15 protein-coding genes are annotated in these 19,367 nt (G+C 74.2%); 12 read left to right on the top strand and 3 right to left on the bottom strand.

Going from position 1 to position 19,367, the window contains the following annotated elements; translation table 11 throughout:
* Positions 1 to 51 precede the first annotated feature (51 nt).
* From NXY84_RS11640 to NXY84_RS11650, 3 genes are all read left to right on the top strand, one after another.
* Positions 52 to 1,899, top strand: a complete 1,848-nt coding sequence (locus NXY84_RS11640) for a SpoIIE family protein phosphatase (protein WP_258723264.1) — start codon at positions 52 to 54, stop codon at positions 1,897 to 1,899.
* Between the two features lie 282 nt (positions 1,900 to 2,181).
* Positions 2,182 to 3,642 (top strand): glycoside-pentoside-hexuronide (GPH):cation symporter, encoded by a 1,461-nt coding sequence (locus tag NXY84_RS11645; RefSeq protein ID WP_258723265.1) that lies wholly within the window; start codon positions 2,182 to 2,184, stop codon positions 3,640 to 3,642.
* Positions 3,643 to 3,667: 25 nt separating this feature from the next.
* Positions 3,668 to 4,495 (top strand): sugar phosphate isomerase/epimerase family protein, encoded by an 828-nt coding sequence (locus tag NXY84_RS11650; RefSeq protein WP_258723266.1) that lies wholly within the window; start codon positions 3,668 to 3,670, stop codon positions 4,493 to 4,495.
* Positions 4,496 to 4,633: 138 nt separating this feature from the next.
* Here NXY84_RS11650 and NXY84_RS11655 read toward each other — a convergent pair whose 3' ends face one another.
* Complete coding sequence (locus tag NXY84_RS11655) at positions 4,634 to 5,806, bottom strand: Gfo/Idh/MocA family protein (RefSeq protein ID WP_258723267.1); 1,173 nt, start codon at positions 5,804 to 5,806, stop codon at positions 4,634 to 4,636.
* A 293-nt stretch (positions 5,807 to 6,099) separates the two neighbouring features.
* Here NXY84_RS11655 and NXY84_RS11660 point away from each other — a divergent pair, with 293 nt between their 5' ends.
* From NXY84_RS11660 to NXY84_RS11700, 9 genes are all read left to right on the top strand, one after another.
* A complete protein-coding gene (locus NXY84_RS11660) occupies positions 6,100 to 7,200 on the top strand; it encodes a Gfo/Idh/MocA family protein (RefSeq protein WP_258727192.1) in 1,101 nt (366 codons plus the stop codon).
* 96 nt (positions 7,201 to 7,296) lie between these two features.
* Positions 7,297 to 8,154 (top strand): sugar phosphate isomerase/epimerase family protein, encoded by an 858-nt coding sequence (locus NXY84_RS11665; RefSeq protein WP_258723268.1) that lies wholly within the window; start codon positions 7,297 to 7,299, stop codon positions 8,152 to 8,154.
* A gap of 84 nt (positions 8,155 to 8,238) precedes the next feature.
* Entirely contained in the window at positions 8,239 to 9,168 is a 930-nt protein-coding gene (locus tag NXY84_RS11670) for a threonine/serine dehydratase (RefSeq protein ID WP_258727193.1), read from the top strand.
* A gap of 206 nt (positions 9,169 to 9,374) precedes the next feature.
* Positions 9,375 to 9,776 carry an ArsR/SmtB family transcription factor gene (locus tag NXY84_RS11675; protein WP_396126201.1) on the top strand — a complete coding sequence of 134 codons (402 nt, stop codon included), beginning with the start codon at positions 9,375 to 9,377 and terminating at the stop codon, positions 9,774 to 9,776.
* A complete protein-coding gene (locus NXY84_RS11680; RefSeq protein ID WP_258723269.1) occupies positions 9,773 to 10,429 on the top strand; it encodes a cation transporter in 657 nt (218 codons plus the stop codon). The genes NXY84_RS11675 and NXY84_RS11680 overlap by 4 nt, the downstream gene beginning before the upstream one ends.
* A 150-nt stretch (positions 10,430 to 10,579) precedes the next feature.
* Positions 10,580 to 11,191 (top strand): TetR/AcrR family transcriptional regulator, encoded by a 612-nt coding sequence (locus NXY84_RS11685; protein WP_258723270.1) that lies wholly within the window; start codon positions 10,580 to 10,582, stop codon positions 11,189 to 11,191.
* A 120-nt stretch (positions 11,192 to 11,311) separates the two neighbouring features.
* Positions 11,312 to 12,553, top strand: a complete 1,242-nt coding sequence (locus NXY84_RS11690; RefSeq protein WP_258723271.1) for an alpha-amylase family protein — start codon at positions 11,312 to 11,314, stop codon at positions 12,551 to 12,553.
* A gap of 137 nt (positions 12,554 to 12,690) precedes the next feature.
* Positions 12,691 to 14,991: a glycoside hydrolase family 3 N-terminal domain-containing protein gene (locus tag NXY84_RS11695; RefSeq protein ID WP_258723272.1), complete on the top strand. Its 2,301-nt coding sequence runs from the start codon at positions 12,691 to 12,693 to the stop codon at positions 14,989 to 14,991.
* Between the two features lie 79 nt (positions 14,992 to 15,070).
* Positions 15,071 to 17,131 carry an HD domain-containing phosphohydrolase gene (locus NXY84_RS11700; RefSeq protein WP_258723273.1) on the top strand — a complete coding sequence of 687 codons (2,061 nt, stop codon included), beginning with the start codon at positions 15,071 to 15,073 and terminating at the stop codon, positions 17,129 to 17,131.
* Between the two features lie 3 nt (positions 17,132 to 17,134).
* Here the strand turns inward: NXY84_RS11700 and NXY84_RS11705 are convergent, their stop codons facing one another.
* Together NXY84_RS11705 and NXY84_RS11710 are read right to left on the bottom strand one after the other, a co-directional pair.
* A complete protein-coding gene (locus tag NXY84_RS11705) occupies positions 17,135 to 17,803 on the bottom strand; it encodes a LutC/YkgG family protein (protein WP_258723274.1) in 669 nt (222 codons plus the stop codon).
* Entirely contained in the window at positions 17,800 to 19,362 is a 1,563-nt protein-coding gene (locus NXY84_RS11710) for a lactate utilization protein B (protein WP_258727195.1), read from the bottom strand. Before NXY84_RS11710 ends, NXY84_RS11705 begins: the two co-directional genes overlap by 4 nt.
* Positions 19,363 to 19,367 lie beyond the last annotated feature (5 nt).

The following is a 19,367-nucleotide window of genomic DNA, read 5'->3' on the forward strand; positions in this document are numbered from 1 at the left end:
GCCGTCTGCCTCGTCGCCGGCGACCGCGCAGCCGAACGGGACGGAGTGCACGTGAGTGAGACCGAGGCGTCACGCGGCGTGGGGCGGACGCACGACGACGCCGAGCCCGACGGTGTCGGTCGTGACGTCGTCGTCGACCACGCCGCCGTGTTCGCACAGATCCCGACGTCCTACCTGGTGATGTCGCCGGTCGCGCCCGCCTACCGGATCCTGGACGCCAACGGGGCGTACCTCGCCAACGTCGGCCGGACGCTGGAGGAGATCGTCGGGATACCGGTGTTCGAGGCGTTCCCACCGACCGCGGAGACGCTCGACGAGCACGGCGTCCCGTGGATCCGGACCTCGTTCGACCGCGCTGTGGCGACCGGGCGCCCCGACCCCATGCCGCTCCAGAAGTACGACGTGCCCGACCCGGAGACGGGCGGGATGGTGGAGCGGTACTGGTCACTGATCAGCGTCCCGATCCTGGACGCCGCGGGCCGGGTGGTGCTCCTGGTGCAACGCGCGGAGAACGTCACCGACTTCATGCAGGAGAGCCGTCGCCACGACGTCGAACGGGCGCGTGGTGAGCACTGGGAGCGCCGTGCGACGGAGGTCGAGGCGGACCTCTTCGCGCGCGCCGAGGACCTCGCTGCCGCACTGCGCGCCAAGGACGTCGCCAGCCGGCGCCTGGCGAGCCTGGCGGACGTCAGCCTCCGGGTGGGGTCGGCGGACACGGTCGCCGAGCTGATCGACGTGGTGTTCGGGTCCGGGCTCCCTGTTCTGGACGCGAGCGGCGGTTCGATCGCGGTGCGCGCACCAGGCCGGGACGTGCTGCACCTCACCGTCACCGCCTCGCTCGGTGGTGACGTGCAGCGTGCGTTCGGGGAGCTGCCGCTGGACGGGCCGATGCCCTCCTCGATCGCGGCTCGCGGCAGCCTCGTCCTCATCCCGAACCGTGCCGCGGCTGCCGGGTACCCGGGTCTGCTCGACGCGATGGCGATGACCGTCGAGCCCACGCACGCCTGGGCGGTGCTCCCGCTCCAGATCGGTCCTCGTCTGCTCGGGTCGATCGCCGTGGCCTTCGTGAGCGAGCGGGCGTTCCCCGCCGAGGAGGTCGAGCTGCTGCGGGCGTTCGCGGCCCAGTGCGCCCAGGCGCTCGACCGGCTCCAGGTGCGCGACGCCGAGCGACACCGCGCTGCTGAGGTGCAGAGCATCGCCGAGACGCTGCAGCGTGGGCTGCTCACCTCGCCGCCCCCGAGCGACGACCTGGAGTTCGCGGTCTCGTACCAGCCCGCCCAGCGCGTCGCTCAGGTGGGTGGCGACTGGTACGACGTCTTCCACACCCCGGACGGGACGGCCCACCTCGTCATCGGAGACGTCGCCGGCCACGACCAGGACGCCGCCGCTGCGATGGCGCAGGTCCGGAACATCCTGCGCGGCATCGCCCAGACGAGGCACGAGTCGCCGGCGGTCGTCCTCGGAGCTCTCGACGACGCGCTGCACCACCTCCGGCTCGACGCGATCGCCACGCTCGTCCTGGCTCAGGTCAGGAGGTCCGGTGACGGCAGCCGGCTCCTGCTCTGGTCCAACGCCGGTCACCCACCACCCGTCCTGCAGCGCGCCGACGGGCGCGCGGTGCTGCTCGACGCGCCACCCGACCTCCTCATCGGCGCTCGACCCGGAGCAGAGCGCCACGACCACAGCATCACGCTCACGTCGGGCGACAGCCTCCTGCTCTACACCGACGGGCTCGTCGAGACGCGCGGCGGCGACCTCACCACCGACCTCGAACGCCTCGTGCGCCGCGTCGAGGAGCACGACCCCGCCCGAGGACCCCAGGCCCTGCTCGAGCACGTCGGCGCTCGCCCGGCGTCCCACGACGACGACATCGCCCTGCTCTGCGCCCGCGCCCGATGAGTGACCCGGCCGCGGCCGAGGCGATGGAGCATCGGCGCGAACCACGCACCCAGCACCCGGCGAGCCAGGGCCGCGGACCTCGCTGAACGCTGTTCCGGTCCCCGACGCGAGTCGCTCCGGACCGATGCCGAGAACGCCCAGCCTCGAGCCTGACGCCTGCGACGACGACGGCCTCTCCGGGGGGCTCCGCTGGGCCACCGACAACTTGTGGCAACTCGTTGCCGACCTCCGGCCCGAAGGCTGTGATGACGGAGCCAGACATCCACCGACGGGGAGCATCCGATGACCACAGCAATCGCCGAGCAGCAGGAGGCGGCCCGCCGCCCGCTGAAGTGGAGGGCGCTGGTCGGTTACAGCCTCGGTGACTTCGGCTGCAACCTCGCGTTCTCGCTCGGCTCGACGTTCCTGCTGTATTACTACACCGACGTGGCCGGACTGACCGCCGCCACGGTCGGGACGATGTTCTTCGTCGTGCGGCTCTGGGACGCTTTCGCCGACATCATCGCCGGTCGCGCGGTCGACCGGACGATGACGCGGTGGGGCAAGTTCCGCCCGTTCATCCTCTTCTTCGCCGTGCCGCTGCTGTTCATGAGCTTCTTGACTTTCCGCGTGCCGACCGGCCTGGACGACGTGGGGACGCTGCTCTACGTCTACCTCACCTACGCCGTCCTCGGGCTGCTGTACTCGCTGGTCAACATCCCGTACGGCTCGCTCGCCTCCGCCATGACCCAGTCGGTCCACCAGCGAGCGAAGCTGGTCGCGGCCCGCACGCTCGGCGCGGCCGCCGGCGGCGTCCTGATCAGCTACATCATCGCCCCGCAGATCTCGGCCCTGCGCGCGCAGAAGGACACGCTGTCCCCCGAGGTCTACCTCGAGCGGGCCCAGGCCATCTTCACGAACATCACCCTGCTCTTCCTGGTGCTGGGCACGATCGCGTTCGGCCTGACGTTCCTGTGGTGCCACGAGACGGTGGTCCGGCGCTCGCCCAGCGTGACCGTCAAGGAGACGTTCGCGACGCTGCGCCAGAACCGCCCGCTCGCCATTCTCTGCGGCGCCAGCTTCTTCTACCTGATGGGCTACTACACCGTCACGGGCGCCACGCTCTACTACGCGACGTACATCCTCGGTGACCCGGGGCTCGCTTTCCAGGTTGCGCTGCTCAGCACGGGTGTGCAGATCCTCATCACGCCCTTCTGCCCGAAGCTGATCGCCCGGTTCGGCAAGAAGACGCTGTTCCAGTACGCGGGCTTCCTGACGGTCGTCGGCGGTGTGGGCCTCTTCCTCACGCCGAACGGCATGATCTGGCTGGCGCTGCTCTGCCTGGGGATCAAGGGGGTGGGCTTCTCCCTGATCAACACCATGATGTTCGCCCTCGAGCCCGACACCGTCGAGTACGGCGAGTGGAAGACCGGGGTGCGGTCGGAGGGCGCGACCTACGCGATCTTCTCCTTCACCCGCAAGCTCACCCAGTCGATCGGCGGCGCCGCGACGGCGTGGGCGCTGGCGCTGGGCGGGTACGTGTCGGCGACGACCGAGGTCGCCACCCCGGACCAGCCGGAGTCGGCGCTGCTCGCGATCAAGGTGGTCTTCGGTCTGGTCCCGGCGGTCGCGGCGGTGCTCGCCATGATCGTGTTCATCACCTACCCGCTCACCGACCAGCGGTTCCGCGAGGTCCGCGACGAGTCCGAGGCACGCAAGGCCGCGCTCGACCACGCCGTGCTCGGCGACCGTGGCGCGGTCTGACCCCATCACACGAGGAGACACCACCATGTGGACCCTGTCCGGCTTCGCCGACGAGATCGACCCCGACCTGGAGACCCAGTGCGCCACGCTCGACGAGCTCGGCATCACGCACATCGAGCTCCGCAGCGCCTGGGGCACCAACGTGCTGGACCTGAGCGACGAGCAGGTCGAGGAGGCTGCCGCGATCCTGGCGGCGCACGGCCTGTCCGTGTCGTCGATCGGCTCACCGATCGGCAAGATCAACATCGAGGACGACTTCGACGCCCACCTCGTGCGGGCGGACCGGGCGCTGGCTGTGGCGCGGCGTCTCGAGGCCCCGTTCATCCGGATCTTCTCGTTCTTCCTGCGTCCCGACCAGGCGCCTGCGGACCACCGCGACGAGGTGCTCCGGCGGATGACGGCGCTCACCGAGCGGGCCGCGCCGACCGGGATCGTGCTGCTGCACGAGAACGAGAAGGACATCTACGGCGACGTCCCCGACCGTGTCCTCGACATCGTCGAGTCGGTGGGCTCACCGTCGCTCCGGCTGGCCTGGGACGCCGCGAACTACGTCCAGGTCGGTGTGACCCCGTTCACCGACGGCTACGCCCGGCTGCGCCCGTACACCGACTACGTCCAGGTCAAGGACGCGGTCCTGGCGACCGGCGACGTCGTGCCGGCCGGCGAGGGCGACGGGCAGCTGCGCGAGACGGTCCGCGCGCTGGCCGCCGACGGCTTCGACGGCTTCTTCTCGATGGAGCCGCACCTCGGCGAGTACAACGATTGGGGGGCGCTGTCCGGGCCCGACAACTTCGCCCGCGCCACGCGGGCGTTCACCGGGCTCCTCGACAGCGAGGGCATCCCGTACGCGTGATCAGCCCCCGGGACGGCACGGGTGAGGCGTCGACGCCCACCTCGACGGCCCCCGCCCAGCGGAGACGCTGGGCGGGGGCCGTTGGTCGTCTCGCGTGCCCCGCTGCCCACGCCGTGGGCTCGCCCGCACGGGCTGCGGTCAGCCCTCGCGCGCGGGGAACAGGCCCTCGGCGCGGATCCGCTCGTTGAGCAGGTCGAGGTACTGCCGCTCGTCGAAGTCGAGCGCGACCTCCTGGTCGAGCCAGCTCGACAGGTGGATCGCGTTGGCGAGCCGCACCCCGTGGATGCCGTCGGCCCCCGGCGCCACGAGCGGGGTGCCGTCGAGGACGTTCAGGGCGAAGTTCTCGAGCACGTCGGCGTGCTGCTGCCCGAAGGGCGACTCGAGCTCGATCGTCTCCTGCGTGTACAGCGTGTCGAGGTCGACCTCGCCGGTGAACAGGCGCATGACGTCGCCCATGCCCATGCCCGCGCTGAGCTCGGCCTCGGGCTTGCGCAGACGGGTCACGACGGCGCGCTTGCTGTCCTCGACGACGATCTTGCCCTGGTCGCCGAGGATCTCGAACCGGTCGGTGCCCGCGATGTCGTAGGTGCAGGTGACGAACGTGCCGGTCACGCCGTCGCCGTAGTCCACGAGCGCGGTGACCTCGTTCTCGACCGCGATGTCGCGGTTCACGCCGTAGCCGAGCTTGGCGTAGACCTTCTGCGGCACGCCGCAGATCCACTGCCACAGGTCGAGCTGGTGCGGCGCCTGGTTCACCAGGACGCCGCCGCCCTCTCCGCCCCAGGTCGCGCGCCAGGCGCTGGAGTCGTAGTAGCCCTGCGGGCGCCACCACGTGGTGATCGTCCAGTGGCTGCGCAGCACGCGCCCGATCTCACCGCTCGCGACGATCTGCTGGAGCCGCTGGTAGAGCGGGTTCATCCGCTGGTTGAACATGATGCCGAAGGTGAGCTCGGGCTTCGTCGCCGCGAGCTCGATGAGCCCGGTGGCCTGGCGCGTGTAGACGCCCGCCGGCTTCTCGACGAGCGCGTGGACGCCCTGGCTGAGGGCGGCGATCCCCATCTCCGGGTGCAGGTAGTGCGGCACGGTCGTCACGACGGCGTCGACGTCGCCCGAGGCGAGCATGGCCTGGTAGTCCTCGTGCACGGGGACGCCGGGGTATGTGGCCCGGATCTTCTCGCGCTTCGCGGGGTCCGTGTCGCAGATCGCCCCGAGCGTCATGTGCGGCACGCGGCCCTCCGTGATCAGCCCGGCGTACATGCCGCCCTGCTGGCCGAGTCCGATGATGCCGAGCCGGATGGCGCTGTCGGCCATGAGCTTCTCCTCTGCGTGCTGTCCCGGGCGAGCGTCGTCCCATCCACACAGCCCGACGATCGATCCAGCAAGCGGTTGCCTCCAGTTGCCGCTGAGCACGTCACCGCCGAGGCAACACACGGCAATCGGTTGCTGGGGCGACGAGGCGCTCCGTAGCGTCACGAGCACCGTCCTGTCGTCTCCGCTGCGGCTGCGACCCGCCCATCACGCTCCCCTGGAGGTCCGCCCATGTGGGTCCTGTCCGGTCACGCCGGCGAGATCGCTCCCGACGCCGTGCCGTCCCGGTGAGCCGGATGCGCTTCGCGCTCGTCGGGTGCGGGGTGATCGCGCCCACGCACGCCCGAGCGCTGCTCGAGCTGCCGGAGCACGCCGAGCTCGTCGCCTGCTCGGACGTGCTGCCGGAGCGGGCGCTCGCCCTGGGGCGCGAGCTCGGGATCGAGGCGCGGCCCTACGAGGACGTCCTCGCGGACCCGACGATCGACGCCGTGACCGTGTGCACGCCGAGCGGGCTGCACGCCGAGGTGGGCGTGCCCGCGCTGCTGGCCGGCAAGCACGTCGTCGTCGAGAAGCCGATGGACGTCTCGCTCGAGGCGTGCGACCGGCTGCTCACGGCTCAGGCGACCTCCGGCACGAGGCTCGCGGTGATCTCGCAGCACCGGTTCGACCCGGCGTCGCAGGCGGTCAAGGCCGCGGTCGACGCCGGGGAGCTCGGTCGGCTCGTGCTCGCGGAGGCGCGCGTGCCCTGGTACCGCACGCAGGAGTACTACGACTCCGGCGCGTGGCGTGGGACGTGGGCGATGGACGGCGGCGGCGCGCTGGTCAACCAGGGCGTGCACACGCTCGACCTGCTGCGCTGGACGTGCGGGCCGGTCCGGACGGTGTACGCCCAGGCGCGCACCGCCGCGCACGAGCGCATCGAGGTGGAGGACGTCGTGTGCGCGACCGTCACGTTCGCGAACGGTGCCGTCGGCTCCGTCGTCGCGTCGACCGCGGCCTACCCCGGGTTCCCCGCGAGCCTCGCGCTCCACGGCACGCGCGGTGGCGCCGTCATCGAGGGCGACCGCCTCGCCGTGCTGGCCACCGTCGACGGCGCCGACCGGGGTGGCGAGGCCGCGAACGCGCACGCCGTGCAGGTCGCGACGGGCGGGACCCGCGCGGCCACGAGGGCGGTCGACGAGTCCTCCCGCGCCGTGACCGCCGAGCTCCGCGCGGACGACAGCCCCGCGCCGGCCGACACCTGGGGGCGCGCGCACCGGGCGCAGCTCCTCGACCTCGTCGAGGCGGTCGAGCAGGGCCGGGCGCCTCTGGTCGACGGGCACGAGGGGCGCAGTGCCGTCGAGCTCGTCCGCGCGATCTACGACTCCGCGCGCACGGGAGAGCCGGTCACCCTCTGACTCCCCGCGTCCCCGGCCCCCACCCCGGCGGCCCCCGCGCGTGGCGGCTCGCTCGTCGAGGACCGTCCCGCACCCACCCCTCAGGAGGAGAACCTCGTGGCAACCATCGGCGTGCAGGCCAGCACGATCAAGAGCGCGTTCACCCAGCTCGGCACGTACGAGACCCTGCGGCGCGTCCGCGACCTCGGCTACCACGCCGTGGAGATCTCCCAGGTCGCGATGACCCCCGAGAACGTCGCCGCGATGCACCGCGCGCAGGACGAGCTCGGCGTCCGCATCGCCGCGCTGTCCGCGAGCCTGACGCCGCAGACGGTCGGCGCGGAGTCGCTGACGACGACGTTCGACAAGATCGTCGACGACTGCCGGACCCTTGGCACCACGATGGTGCGGATCGGGATGCTGCCGCTCGAGGCGGCGGGCTCGCTGGGGCTCGTGACCGACTTCGCGGGCCGCGCGAACGAGGCGGCCGCGCAGCTCGCGGCGGAAGGCATCGACCTCTACTACCACAACCACCACATCGAGTTCGCGAAGCTCGACGGCCGCTTCATGCTCGACGTCATCGCCGACACCGCACCGGACCTCGGGATGGAGATCGACGTGCACTGGGTCCACCGTGGCGGGCAGGACCCCGTCACGACGCTCGCCCGGCACGCGGGACGCGTGAAGCTCGTGCACCTCAAGGACTACCGGATCGGTCTGCTCCCGCCGACCGCCGCGGACCTGCTCGGCGCCGGCGACGTCGCCGGGTTCATGCGCGAGTTCCGCGAGGTGGTGCAGTTCGCGGAGGTCGGGCAGGGGAACCTGGACTGGTCGCCCATCGTGGAGCAGGCGCTGGCGAGCGGCGCGGAGTACCTGTTCGTCGAGCAGGACGACACCTACGGGCGCGACCCGTTCGAGTCCCTGCGGATGTCGCACGACCACCTGGTCGGGCTCGGGTACGCCGACCTCTTCTGAGCTGCGCGTCGCGTGCGCGCCGGCCCCGGGACCGCGACAGTGGTGCGCATGACGACGCACCCGGCCACACCCGCAGGAGGACCCGTGCTCACCCGTGACGACGTGCTCGCCGCCCAGGAGAGGATCCGCGGGCACGTCCGCCGCACGCCCGTGATCGCCGTGGACCCCGCCACCAGCAACTTGTGGCTCAAGTGCGAGTTCCTGCAGCTGGCAGGGGTGTTCAAGACGCGCGGGGCCGTCAACCGCATCCTCACCGGCCTCGAGACCGGCACCCTCGACCCCGCGATCGGCGTCGTCGCCGCGTCCGGCGGCAACGCCGGCCTCGCCCACGCCTACGCGGCCGCCCGGGTCGGGGTCGCCGCGACCGTCTTCGTCCCGCAGACCGCGCCCGCCGTCAAGGTCGCCCGGCTCCGCGAGTACGGGGCAACCGTGCGGCAGGTCGGACAGGAGTACGCCGAGGCGTACCTCGCGGCGGTCGACTTCGCCGGCACCGCGGGAGCACTGTTCTGCCACGCGTACGACCAGCCCGAGATCGCCGCCGGCGCCGGGACCATCGGCGAGGAGATCCTCACCGACGTCCCCGACGTCGACACCATCGTCGTCGCCGTCGGCGGGGGCGGGCTCTTCGCCGGCATCGCCGCCGCAGCCGAGGGCCGCGCCCGGGTCGTGGCCGTCGAACCCGAGCGCATCCCCACCCTGCACAGCGCCCTGCAGGCCGGTCAGCCGGTCGACGTCGCCGTCTCCGGCGTCGCCGCCGACTCGCTGGGCGCCCGGCGCATCGGGAGCATCGCCTTCGACGTCGCCCGACGCACCCGGCCGGTCAGCGTCCTCGTCGACGACGAGGCGATCCTGGCGGCCCGCACGGCCCTCTGGCAGGACCACCGCATGGCCGTCGAGCACGGCGCGGCCGCCGCCTACGCGGGGCTCACCAGCAACGCGTACCGGCCCGCACCGGACGAGCGGGTCGCCGTGGTGATCTGCGGCGCCAACACCGACCCCGGCACCCTCGCCTGACCGGCCCGCGCGGGAGAGAGCGGGCGGCACGCACTCCGACGCCGACTCGTCGACCGGCGGGAAGCAGCATCCCGGCCCTGGGGGTGGACGACGAACGAGGCACGCGCCGGCCGTGCGTCCTGCGTGCGGCGCGCGTCCTGCGGTGGTCGAGCCCATCGCACGTCGCCGCACGCGCACCCCCGCCACCGCTCCGCTAGCATCGCCTGATGGCGATGACAGTGGTGCTCAGCGATCCTATGCCCGTCGACGAGGCGCCCGCTCTCGCCGCGGCAGCCTGCCTCTTCCACGGGTTCAGCGACCCGTCGCGCCTGACGATCCTGCGCCACCTCGCGCTCGGCGAGCACCGGGTCGTCGACCTCACCGAGCACCTGGGACTCGCGCAGTCGACCGTGTCGAAGCACCTCGCCTGCCTGCGGGACTGCGGCCTCGTGACGTCGCGTCCGCACGGGCGGGCGTCCGCGTTCCGGCTGACGCACCCGGAGGCGCTCATGGACCTGCTCGCGTCGGCGGAACGCCTGCTCGCGCTGACCGGGGACGCCGTGGCGCTGTGCCCGACGTCCGGCGTCGGATCCACCGCGCGCGCCGGCGCCGACGGAGCATCCGCGTGAGCGGGACCCGCGAGCTCGACGCGCCGGAGGTCGAGCGGCTGACCCGGCGCGGCCTGCGGCTCGCGCAGCTGACCGTGGCCTACAACGTCGTCGAGGGCGCGGTCGCCGTCACGCTCGGTCTGGGAGCGGGGCTCGTGTCGGTCGTCGGGTTCGGCATCGACTCGGGGATCGAGTCGGTCGCGGCCGTGCTCGTCGGGCTCCGTCTCGCGGGCCGGCTCCGCCACGGGGAGCCGGACGAGCGCAAGGAGCGGCTCACCCTGCGCGCCGTCGCGGCCACGTTCTTCCTGCTCGCTGGTTACGTCACGGTCGAGGGCGTGCGGAGCCTGGTCGGCGGCGAGGCGCCCGGCACGTCCACCCCGGTCGTTCTGCTGCTGGTCGCCTCGATCGTGGTCATGCCGGTCCTCGCGGCGAAGAAGCGTCGGGTCGGCCTCGCGCTCGGCGACGACCTGATCCTCGCCGACGCCGCCGAGACCCGGATCTGCGTGCTTCTGAGCGTCTCGACGCTCGCCGGCGTGGTGCTGTACCAGCTCACGGGAGCCGCGTGGCTCGACCCGGTCGCCGCCTTCGTGATCGCCGCGTTCGCGGTCCACGAGGGCAAGGAGGCCTGGGAGGGCGAGCTCGTCCACGCGGAGGGGCACGACCACGCCGGCTGAGACCGCTCGAGCCGGTCAGCCACCGCTCGCACGGGTCGCCTACCTCGACCAGCCGCGGACCGGCCGGCGCGGGCGAGGAGCGGCGGGCTGCGACGCGCGGGCGGGCGGCCTGAGCGGACCGCTCCCGGACGCGTGGCTAGGGTGAGCCGCATGGCACGGACGGACCGGGTCCCCCGTCGGCGGCTCGACCCCGACGCCCGACGCGAGGCGATCCTGGCGGCGGCCGCCGAGGCGTTCGCGCGCGAGCCGTACCGCGACGTGACCATCGCCTCGGTCGCCCGGCTCGCGGGCGCGTCGGAGGCGCTGCTCTACCGCTACTTCGCCGGCAAGGACCAGCTGTACACCGCGGTCGTCGGTTCTGCGGTCGAGGACCTGCTCGACGCGCAGGCCGCGGCCCTCGCGGACCTGCCGGTGGGCTCCCCGGTCCGTGACCGCGTGACGGTCGCGACGACGGTGTACCTCGACCACGTCGCGCACCACCCGCAGGCGTGGGCTCTGCCGCTCAGCGGCGTCGGGAGCGAGCCGACCGCGACCGTCGAGGTCCGCACCCGCGCGCGCGAGGAGTACGTCCAGCGCCTGCGCGACCTGCTCGCCCCGAGCTCGACGGCGCGGCACGAGTACGCGCTGTGGGGGTTCTTCGGCTTCCTCGACGCCGCGTGCCTGCGGTGGGTCCGCGAGGGGTCCCCGGCCGACGGTCGTCAGCCGCTGCTGGACGCGACCGTCGGCGCGCTCGAGGGGGCGCTCGGCGACTGGGGCGCCTAGCCCGACCGCCCGGTACGGGAGCGCACGCCACCGGCGCGGCGCCGGACCGTTGCGGTGCGCTCGCGCGGTCCGGTACGGTCGGCGTGTTAGTGAATCCGATTCACTAACGGAGGAGGTCGCATGGACCGGTCCGAGCACGGCACCTGGTGGCACGTCTACCCGCTGGGCTTCACGGGCGCGCCGATCCGCACGGCGCACGACGCGCAGCCCCGGCTGGCGCGCCTGACCGCGTGGCTCGACTACGCGGTCGAGCTCGGGGTCGGCGGCCTGCTGCTCGGCCCTGTCTTCAGCTCCGAGACGCACGGGTACGACAGCGTCGACCAGTACCGCATCGACCCCCGGCTCGGTGACCTCGCCGACTTCGACGCGCTCGTGGCCGGCTGCCACGAGCGCGGCCTGCGCGTCGTGCTCGACGGGGTGTTCAACCACGTCGGCGCGGGGCACCCCTGGGTGCGCCGCGCGCTCGCGGAGGGGCCGGACGGTGAGTACGCCCGCTTCTTCCGGATCGACTGGTCCGACCCCCTCGCACCCCGGACCGCGGACTTCGAGGGCCACGCGTCGCTAGTCGCGCTCGACCACGACTCCCCCGCGGTGGCCGACTACGTCACCGACGTCATGACGACCTGGCTCGACCGGGGCGCCGACGGCTGGCGGCTCGATGCCGCGTACGCGGTCCCGCCGCGGTTCTGGGCACAGGTGCTCCCGCGCGTGCGCGCCGCGCACCCGGACGCCTGGGTCCTGGGCGAGGTCATCCACGGCGACTACGCGGCGTTCGCCGCCGCCTCCGGCATCGAGTCGATCACGCAGTACGAGCTGTGGAAGGCGATCTGGAGCAGCCTCGCCGACCGGAACTTCTTCGAGCTCGACTGGGCGCTGACGCGTCACCTGCAGCTCGCGGAGGGACAGCTGCCGGCGACGTTCGTCGGGAACCACGACGTCACGCGCATCGCGACGACGGTCGGCGCGGAGGGCGCGGTGCTCGCGCTCGTCGTGCTGATGACCGTCTCCGGCGTGCCGACCGTCTACTACGGCGACGAGCAGGCGTTCACCGGCACCAAGGAGGAGCGCCTCGGCGGAGACGACGCGGTCCGCCCGGCGATGCCGGACTCCCCGGCGGAGCTCCCGCCCGGGGGCGCGTGGATGTTCCGGGTCCACCAGCAGCTCCTCGCGCTGCGGCGCAGCCACCCGTGGCTCGTGGACGCGGTGACCACGACCACCGGGCTGACGAACACGCGCTACGCCTACACGGCTCGCGCGCGCACGGGGCCGGGTGCACTGCACGTCGAGCTCGACGTGACCGACGGCCACCACGCCGTCGTGCGCAACGCGGCGGGCGCGACGCTCTTCGCGTACGACGCCTGATCTGCCCGGCAGCGCCAGACTGGGAGGATCGACCCGAGCGCAGGGAAAAGGCTTCACTTACCAACAAGTAAGTAATAAAGTCGAGCGCCCGCGCCCGCCCGGCCGGCGACGAACCCGCACCGAACGAAGGAGCTGCCGTGACCGGCGCCCCCTACCAGGACCCGCAGCTGCCTGTCGAGCAGCGGGTCAAGGACCTCCTCGAGCGCATGACCCTGGCGGAGAAGGTCGGGCAGATGCTCCAGCTCGACGCCCAGGCGGACGTCCGGCCGCTCGTCGAGGACCTGCACGCGGGCTCGATCCTGCACGCCGCGCCCGAGCAGGTGCTGCGCGCGCACGAGCTCACCGAGGGCACGCGCCTGCGCATCCCGTTGCTCGTGGCCGAGGACTGCATCCACGGGCACTCGTTCTGGCGCGGCGCGACGATCTTCCCGACGCAGCTCGCGATGGCCGCGTCCTGGGACCCGACGCTCGTCGAGCGGGTCGCGCGGATCACCGCCGTCGAGGTCGCCGCGACCGGCATCCACTGGACCTTCTCCCCCGTGCTCTGCATCGCGCGGGACCTGCGCTGGGGACGCGTCGACGAGACGTTCGGCGAGGACCCGCTGCTCATCGGCGAGCTCGCGTCCGCGATGGTCCGCGGGTACCAGGGCGACGGGCTCGCCGACCCGACCGCGATCCTCGCGACGGCCAAGCACTTCGCGGGGTACTCCGAGACGCAGGGCGGGCGCGACGCGTCCGAGGCCGACATCTCGCGGCGCAAGCTGCGCTCGTGGTTCCTCCCGCCGTTCGAGCGCGTCGCCCGCGAGGGCTGCCGGACGTTCATGCTCGGCTACCAGACCATGGACGGCGTCCCGATCACGGTCAACGACTGGCTCCTCAGCGAGGTCCTGCGTGAGGAGTGGGGTTACACCGGAACCCTCGTGACGGATTGGGACAACGTCGGGCGGATGGTCTGGGAGCAGAAGGTCCAGCCCGACCACGCGCACGCGGCAGCCGCGGCGGTCCGGGCGGGCAACGACATGATCATGACGACGCCGCAGTTCTTCGAGGGCGCGCAGGAGGCCGTCGAGCTCGGCCTGATCGCCGAGCACGACCTCGACGCCGCCGTCGGGCGGATCCTCACCCTCAAGTTCGAGCTCGGGCTGTTCGAGGACCCGCGCCGGCCCGACCGGGCGCGCATCGCGGAGGTGGTCGGGGCCGACGAGCACACCGCCCTCAACCTCGAGGTGACCCGCCGGTCGCTCGTGCTCCTGCGCAACGACGGCGTGCTGCCGCTCGCCGGGGGCCACGCGCCGGGTGCCCCGACCGACGCCGCGGGCCGGGCCGTCGTGGACGGGCCCCCGCGCACGGTGGCCGTCGTGGGCCCGCTCGCCGACGACGCGCAGACCCAGCTCGGTGACTGGGCCGGGTCGTCCGGCCAGGCGGACTGGCTCCGCGACGGGCAGCCCCGCGAGATGATCACGACCGTCCTCGACGGCCTGCGCGCGCACGTGCCGGGCGCCTGGACGGTCACGCACGCCCCGGGCGCCGAGATCCTCAGCATCACGCCGGACCCCGAGGGACCGTTCTTCCCCGACGGCCAGCCCCGCCCGCCGCTCGTCGCACCGGCGACGCCGGACGAGCAGCTCCTCGCCGACGCCGTCGCGCTGGCCCGCGAGGCCGACTACGTCGTCGCGGTGGTCGGCGACCGCGTGGAGCTCGTCGGCGAGGGGCGCTCGACCGCGACGCTCGAGCTCGTCGGCAGCCAGGTCGCTCTCCTCGACGCGCTCGCCGCCACCGGCACCCCGCTCGTCGTGGTCCTGCTCGCCTCCAAGCCGCTCGTCCTGCCCGAGTCCGCGCTGCGCGCCGCGGCGCTCGTGTGGGTCGCCAACCCCGGGATGCAGGGCGGGCGCGCGGTCGCCGAGCTGCTGCTCGGCGTCGTCGAGCCGTCCGGTCGGCTCCCGATCTCGTTCGCGCGGCACGTCGGTCAGCAGCCGACGTACTACAACCAGATCCGGGGGCAGCACGGGACCCGCTACGCCGACCTCACGCAGCGCCCGGCGTTCGTCTTCGGCGAGGGCCTCTCATACAGCTCCGTCGAGTACGCGGGCCTGCGGCTCGACGCCGAGCAGGTCACCGCGGCGGACGTATTGCGCGGCGAGGTCACGGTGCGCAACACCGGCTCCCGGCCGGTGCGCGAGACCGTGCAGGTCTACGTGAGCGACACCGTGACGTCCGCGAGCTGGGCGGACCGCGAGCTCAAGGCGTTCACGCAGGTCGAGCTCGCGCCGGGCGAGACGCGCGCGGTCACGCTCGAGCTCCCGGTCCGGGACTGCACGATCGTCGACGCGCACGGCCGCCGGGTCGTCGAGCCGGGCGCGTTCGAGCTGCTCGTCGGGGCGTCGTCGCGCCCGGAGGACCTTCTGAGGGTCGCGTTCACCGTGCGTGCGGGCGACTGAGCCGTCGGGCGGCGGGTTCACTCGGACGGGTCGGGGGCCCGGCCTTCACCGGGTCGCCCGGCCCGCCGATGAAGGACACATGGCCGCGGGACCCACGCAGAACTACGACGACGCGACCCTCGGCAGCTGGCGACCGCACCCCGTCCTCGCCACGGTCGTGCGTGCCGCCGTCGGTCTGACGCCGCTGCTCCTCGCGCTCGCGACCGGGCTCGCCGCGCACCGCTGGCTCCCGCCCGCGCGCGTCGGGCTGCACCCGTGGCTCTGGCTGGCGGTGCAGGTCGCCTGCTCGACGGCGGTGCTCCTGGTGGTCGCGTGGGCCGTGCGCCGCCTCCTGCCGCTCGACGTCCTCCTGCGCCTGAGCCTCTTCCTGCCCGACCGTGCGGCCTCGCGGTTCGCCGTCGCCCGCCGCCGGCACTCCCCCGCGGTGCTGCACGCGCACCTCGAGGAGGGGCGCCCGCTGCTCGGCGCGGCCGACGAGGCCGCGCACGGCGCCGAGCTCCTCGACCTCGTGGCGCGCCTGCGCGCGCACGACCGGGGGACGTTCAGCCACAGCGAGCGCGTGCAGGCCCTCGCCGCGCTGATCGGGACCGAGCTGGGGCTCTCGCGGGTCGAGGCCGCGCAGCTCGGGTGGGCGGCGCTCCTGCACGACATCGGCAAGCTCGCGGTCCCGCGGGAGATCCTCACCAAGCCGGGTCGCCCGACGGACGAGGAGTGGCGGGTCGTCGCGTGCCACCCCGAGCACGGCGAGGCCCTCGCGGCGCCCCTGCAGGCGTGGCTCGGGCCCTGGGTCGACGCGGTCGGCCAGCACCACGAGCGCTGGGACGGCGCCGGGTACCCGCACGGGCTCGCGGGCGAGCAGATCAGCCTGGGCGCCCGGATCATCGCGGTCGCGGACGCGTTCGACGTGATCACCTCGGCGCGCTCCTACAAGAAGCCGCTGTCGGCGACGGCCGCGCGGACCGAGCTCGCGCGCTGCGCCGGTTCGCAGTTCGACCCCGACGTCGTCCGCGCGTTCCTCGCCGTCGGGCTCGGTCCGCTGCGGGCGGTGGCCGGGCCGGCGTCGCTCGTCGCGGCGGTGCCCGGTCTGCGGTCGATGCCGTGGCCCGACCTCGCGGGTGCGGCCTCCCGCCTCGCCGTCGGGCCGGTGGCGGGCGCCGCGTCGCTCGCCACCGGCGCCGCGCTCGTGCTCGGCGCCGTCGCCCCGGGGTCCCCGCTGCTCGCGCCGCTCGCGGCCGTGGGCACCTCGGTCGCGGCCGCGGCGCGTGCCGACGCGGCGGCGGGGCAGGCCGGCACGGCCGGAGATGTCTCCGACCCCGCGGGCGGAGGGGGCTCGGACCGCGAGGGCTCCAACACGGCGGGGGCCTTCGCCGACGGCGGTCCCGCGGGCGGCTCCCTCGCGGTCCCGTCCGACGTGGCCGCGACCGCCGGTGCGGCGTCCGGTGCGTCGTCGGCGGGCCCCGGCGCCGAGGCCGGCACCGCGCCTGCCGGGGCCCCGTCGACCGGGGCCGCGTCGCCCGCGTGCCGGCGAGCACGCGCGGGTGCCACGGACCTCCCGCTCGCGGCGCTGTCCCGCTGCCTGCTCACCGGCGACCTGCGGGGCGCGAACCTCGCGGGGGCCGACCTCAGCGGCGCGACGCTCACCGGCCTCGACCTGACGGGCGCACGCCTCAACGGTGCGAACCTGCGGGGAGCGGTCGTCTCCGGGACGACGTTCGACCGCGCCGACCTCACCGGCGCCGACCTGACCGGCGCCGTCGTGACCGCCTCGAGCTTCCGCGGGGCGACGCTCGGGCCGACGACCTTGCGCGGCGCGACCCTGCAGGACTGCGTGCTCGACCCGGGGGTCGCCGCAGGCCCCGGGGCACCCGCCGTGCCCGCACAGGCGCCGCCCGCCGCCCCGGCCGTCCCCGCTCGGGGTGCACCCGCCGCGGGCGCGCCCGCCGAGCCGGTGCCCGCGCCGGCCGCGCCCGCAGCAGGCGCTCCCGCCGCCCCGGCGGCACCGGCCGCTCCCGGTCCGGCCGCACCCGCACCACCGGCCGCCACGAGCGGCGGGCAACCCGCCGCACCCGCGACCGGGCCCGGCGGCGCCGCCTCGGGCGCAGGCTCTGCGGCGAACGGCCGGGCGAACGGCCGACCCTGACGCTCAGGGCCCGACGAGGACCACCCGCAGGTCGCGCGGGCCGTGCACGCCCTCGACGCGCACGAGCTCGATGTCGCTCGTCGCGCTCGGGCCGCTGATCCACGTCAGCGGACGCTCGGGGTGCGCCTCGAGCAGGCGGACCGCCTCCGGGACCGACCCCACGACCTGGTCCGAGCGCACGACGCACACGTGCCGGTCCGGGACGAGCGTCAGCACCCGCCGGCCCTGCCCCGGGCCGGCGTCGAGCACGATCGTGCCCGTGTCGGCGACGGCGACCCGGCAGCCCGTGACGACCGCGTCGGTGCGGTCGAGCTCGGCGGCGGCGAGCGGGCGTCCCGGCACGTCGTCGCGCACCGTGGCCCCGGTGGCGCGCACCGCGTCCGCCCACGCCTCGGGCAGCCCGTGCGGGACGGCCACCGACGCCGCACCCGCGAGCTCGCGCACGACGGTCGCCGCCACCTCCTCGGGCCGGCACCGGGTGACCCGCGCCCGGTAGTCGAGGAGCCGGTGCTCGAGCAGGTCGCACGCGGCGACGGACCCGGACGCGGTGTCGGTCGCGACCCGGTAGCCCCGCGGCACGTCGCCGGCGCCGACCGCGTCCGCGCGTCCGCCCCGGGGTCCCCGGCCGAGCGCCGCCCGCACCGCCCCGAGGACGTCCTCGCGCGCGCTCACGGCCGGCCCCGCCCGTCCGTACCCGGCGACCGCTCGCCGGACCGCGGGTCACGGCCGTCCGGCGCTGCGGGGGTGTCCCGCGTGGCCCTGCTGACCCGGGCGACCCGGGCGGCCCAGGCGCCCCGGAACGACCGCGCGGGCAGCGCCGGGAGGTCACGGCTCGCGGTCCACAGGGAGCCCGGCCACGGGAGCCGGCGCACGCGGCGCCCGCCGAGCAGCCGGCCCGCGAGCGCGGCGCCCCGCAGCGCCCAGCGGAACCGGCGGCCCGAGGACAGCACGACCGCGGCCGCGCCCATCGCGGCCCCGGCGGCGGTCGGGCGGCGCGGCCCGCCGTCGTGCAGCGCCCGGTCGCGCAGGTGCACGAGCGCCGTCGGGATGTCGATCTTGACCGGGCACGCGTCGTAGCACGCGCCGCACAGCGTGCTCGCGAACGGCAGCGACGCCGTGGCCGCGTCGGCGTCGTCGAGGCCGAGGAGCTGCGGCGTCAGGATCGCGCCGATCGGCCCCGGGTAGACCGAGCCGTACGCGTGCCCGCCCGTCCGCTCGTACACCGGGCAGACGTTGAGGCACGCCGAGCAGCGGATGCAGTGCAGCGCCTGGCGCCCCACGTCGTCCGCGAGCGCGCGCGTGCGGCCGTTGTCGAGCAGCACGAGGTGGAACTCCTGCGGGCCGTCGCCGGGTGTCACGCCGGTCCACGTCGTCGTGTACGGGTTCATGCGCTCGCCCGTGGACGAGCGCGGCAGGAGCTGGAGGAACACCTCGAGGTCCCGGAACGTCGGCAGCACCTTCTCGATGCCCATCACGGTGACGAGCGTGCGCGGCAGCGTCAGGCACATGCGGCCGTTGCCCTCGGACTCCACGACCGCGACGGTGCCGGTCTCGGCGATCGCGAGGTTCGCACCGCTGATCGCGACGTCGGCCCGCAGGAACAGCGCACGCAGGTGCTCCCGGGCCGCCATCGCGAGCGCGGCCGGCTCGTTCGTGAGGCGGTCGGGGACGCCGGGCATCTGGGACCGGAAGACGTCGCGGATCTCGTCGCGGTTGCGGTGGATCGCGGGCACGAGGATGTGCGAGGGCCGGTCCCCCGCGAGCTGCACGATGAGCTCGGCGAGGTCGGTCTCGTGCGCCGTGATCCCCTCGGCCTCGAGGTGCTCGTTGAGGCCGATCTCCTGCGTCGCCATCGACTTGACCTTGACGACCTCGCGGGCGCCCGCCGCGCGCACGAGCCCGGTCACGATGCGGTTCGCCTCCGCGGCGTCGCGCGCCCAGTGCACCGTGCCGCCGTGCGCGGTGACGTTGGCCTCGAGCTGCTCGAGCAGCTCCGGGAGCCGGTCCATCGCGTCGGCCTTGATCGCGGCGCCGGCGTCACGCAGGGCCTCCCAGTCGGGCAGCTCGGCGGTGACCGCGAGCCGCTTGTCGCGGATCGTGCGGGTCGCGCGGCGCAGGTTGGTCCGCAGCTGCGCGTCGTCGAGCGTCCCGCGGGCCGCCTCGGGGAACGTCGGGCCCCACCGGAGCGGGTCGAGCGGCTCGGCCGCGGGCTTCGGCGGGACGGCGGGCATGCCGA

Origin of the sequence: Cellulomonas sp. NS3 (assembly GCF_024757985.1) — a bacterium.
GTDB lineage: Bacteria > Actinomycetota > Actinomycetes > Actinomycetales > Cellulomonadaceae > Cellulomonas_A.

Coding starts and splice junctions, on each gene's coding strand:
- NXY84_RS11700 (WP_258723273.1), top strand. CDS start 15,071: ATGGCCGCGGGACCCACGCAGAACTACGACGACGCGACCCTCGGCAGC.
- NXY84_RS11650 (WP_258723266.1), top strand. CDS start 3,668: ATGTGGACCCTGTCCGGCTTCGCCGACGAGATCGACCCCGACCTGGAG.
- NXY84_RS11645 (WP_258723265.1), top strand. CDS start 2,182: ATGACCACAGCAATCGCCGAGCAGCAGGAGGCGGCCCGCCGCCCGCTG.
- NXY84_RS11685 (WP_258723270.1), top strand. CDS start 10,580: ATGGCACGGACGGACCGGGTCCCCCGTCGGCGGCTCGACCCCGACGCC.
- NXY84_RS11655 (WP_258723267.1), bottom strand. CDS start 5,806: ATGGCCGACAGCGCCATCCGGCTCGGCATCATCGGACTCGGCCAGCAG.
- NXY84_RS11690 (WP_258723271.1), top strand. CDS start 11,312: ATGGACCGGTCCGAGCACGGCACCTGGTGGCACGTCTACCCGCTGGGC.
- NXY84_RS11710 (WP_258727195.1), bottom strand. CDS start 19,362: ATGCCCGCCGTCCCGCCGAAGCCCGCGGCCGAGCCGCTCGACCCGCTC.
- NXY84_RS11660 (WP_258727192.1), top strand. CDS start 6,100: ATGCGCTTCGCGCTCGTCGGGTGCGGGGTGATCGCGCCCACGCACGCC.
- NXY84_RS11675 (WP_396126201.1), top strand. CDS start 9,375: ATGGCGATGACAGTGGTGCTCAGCGATCCTATGCCCGTCGACGAGGCG.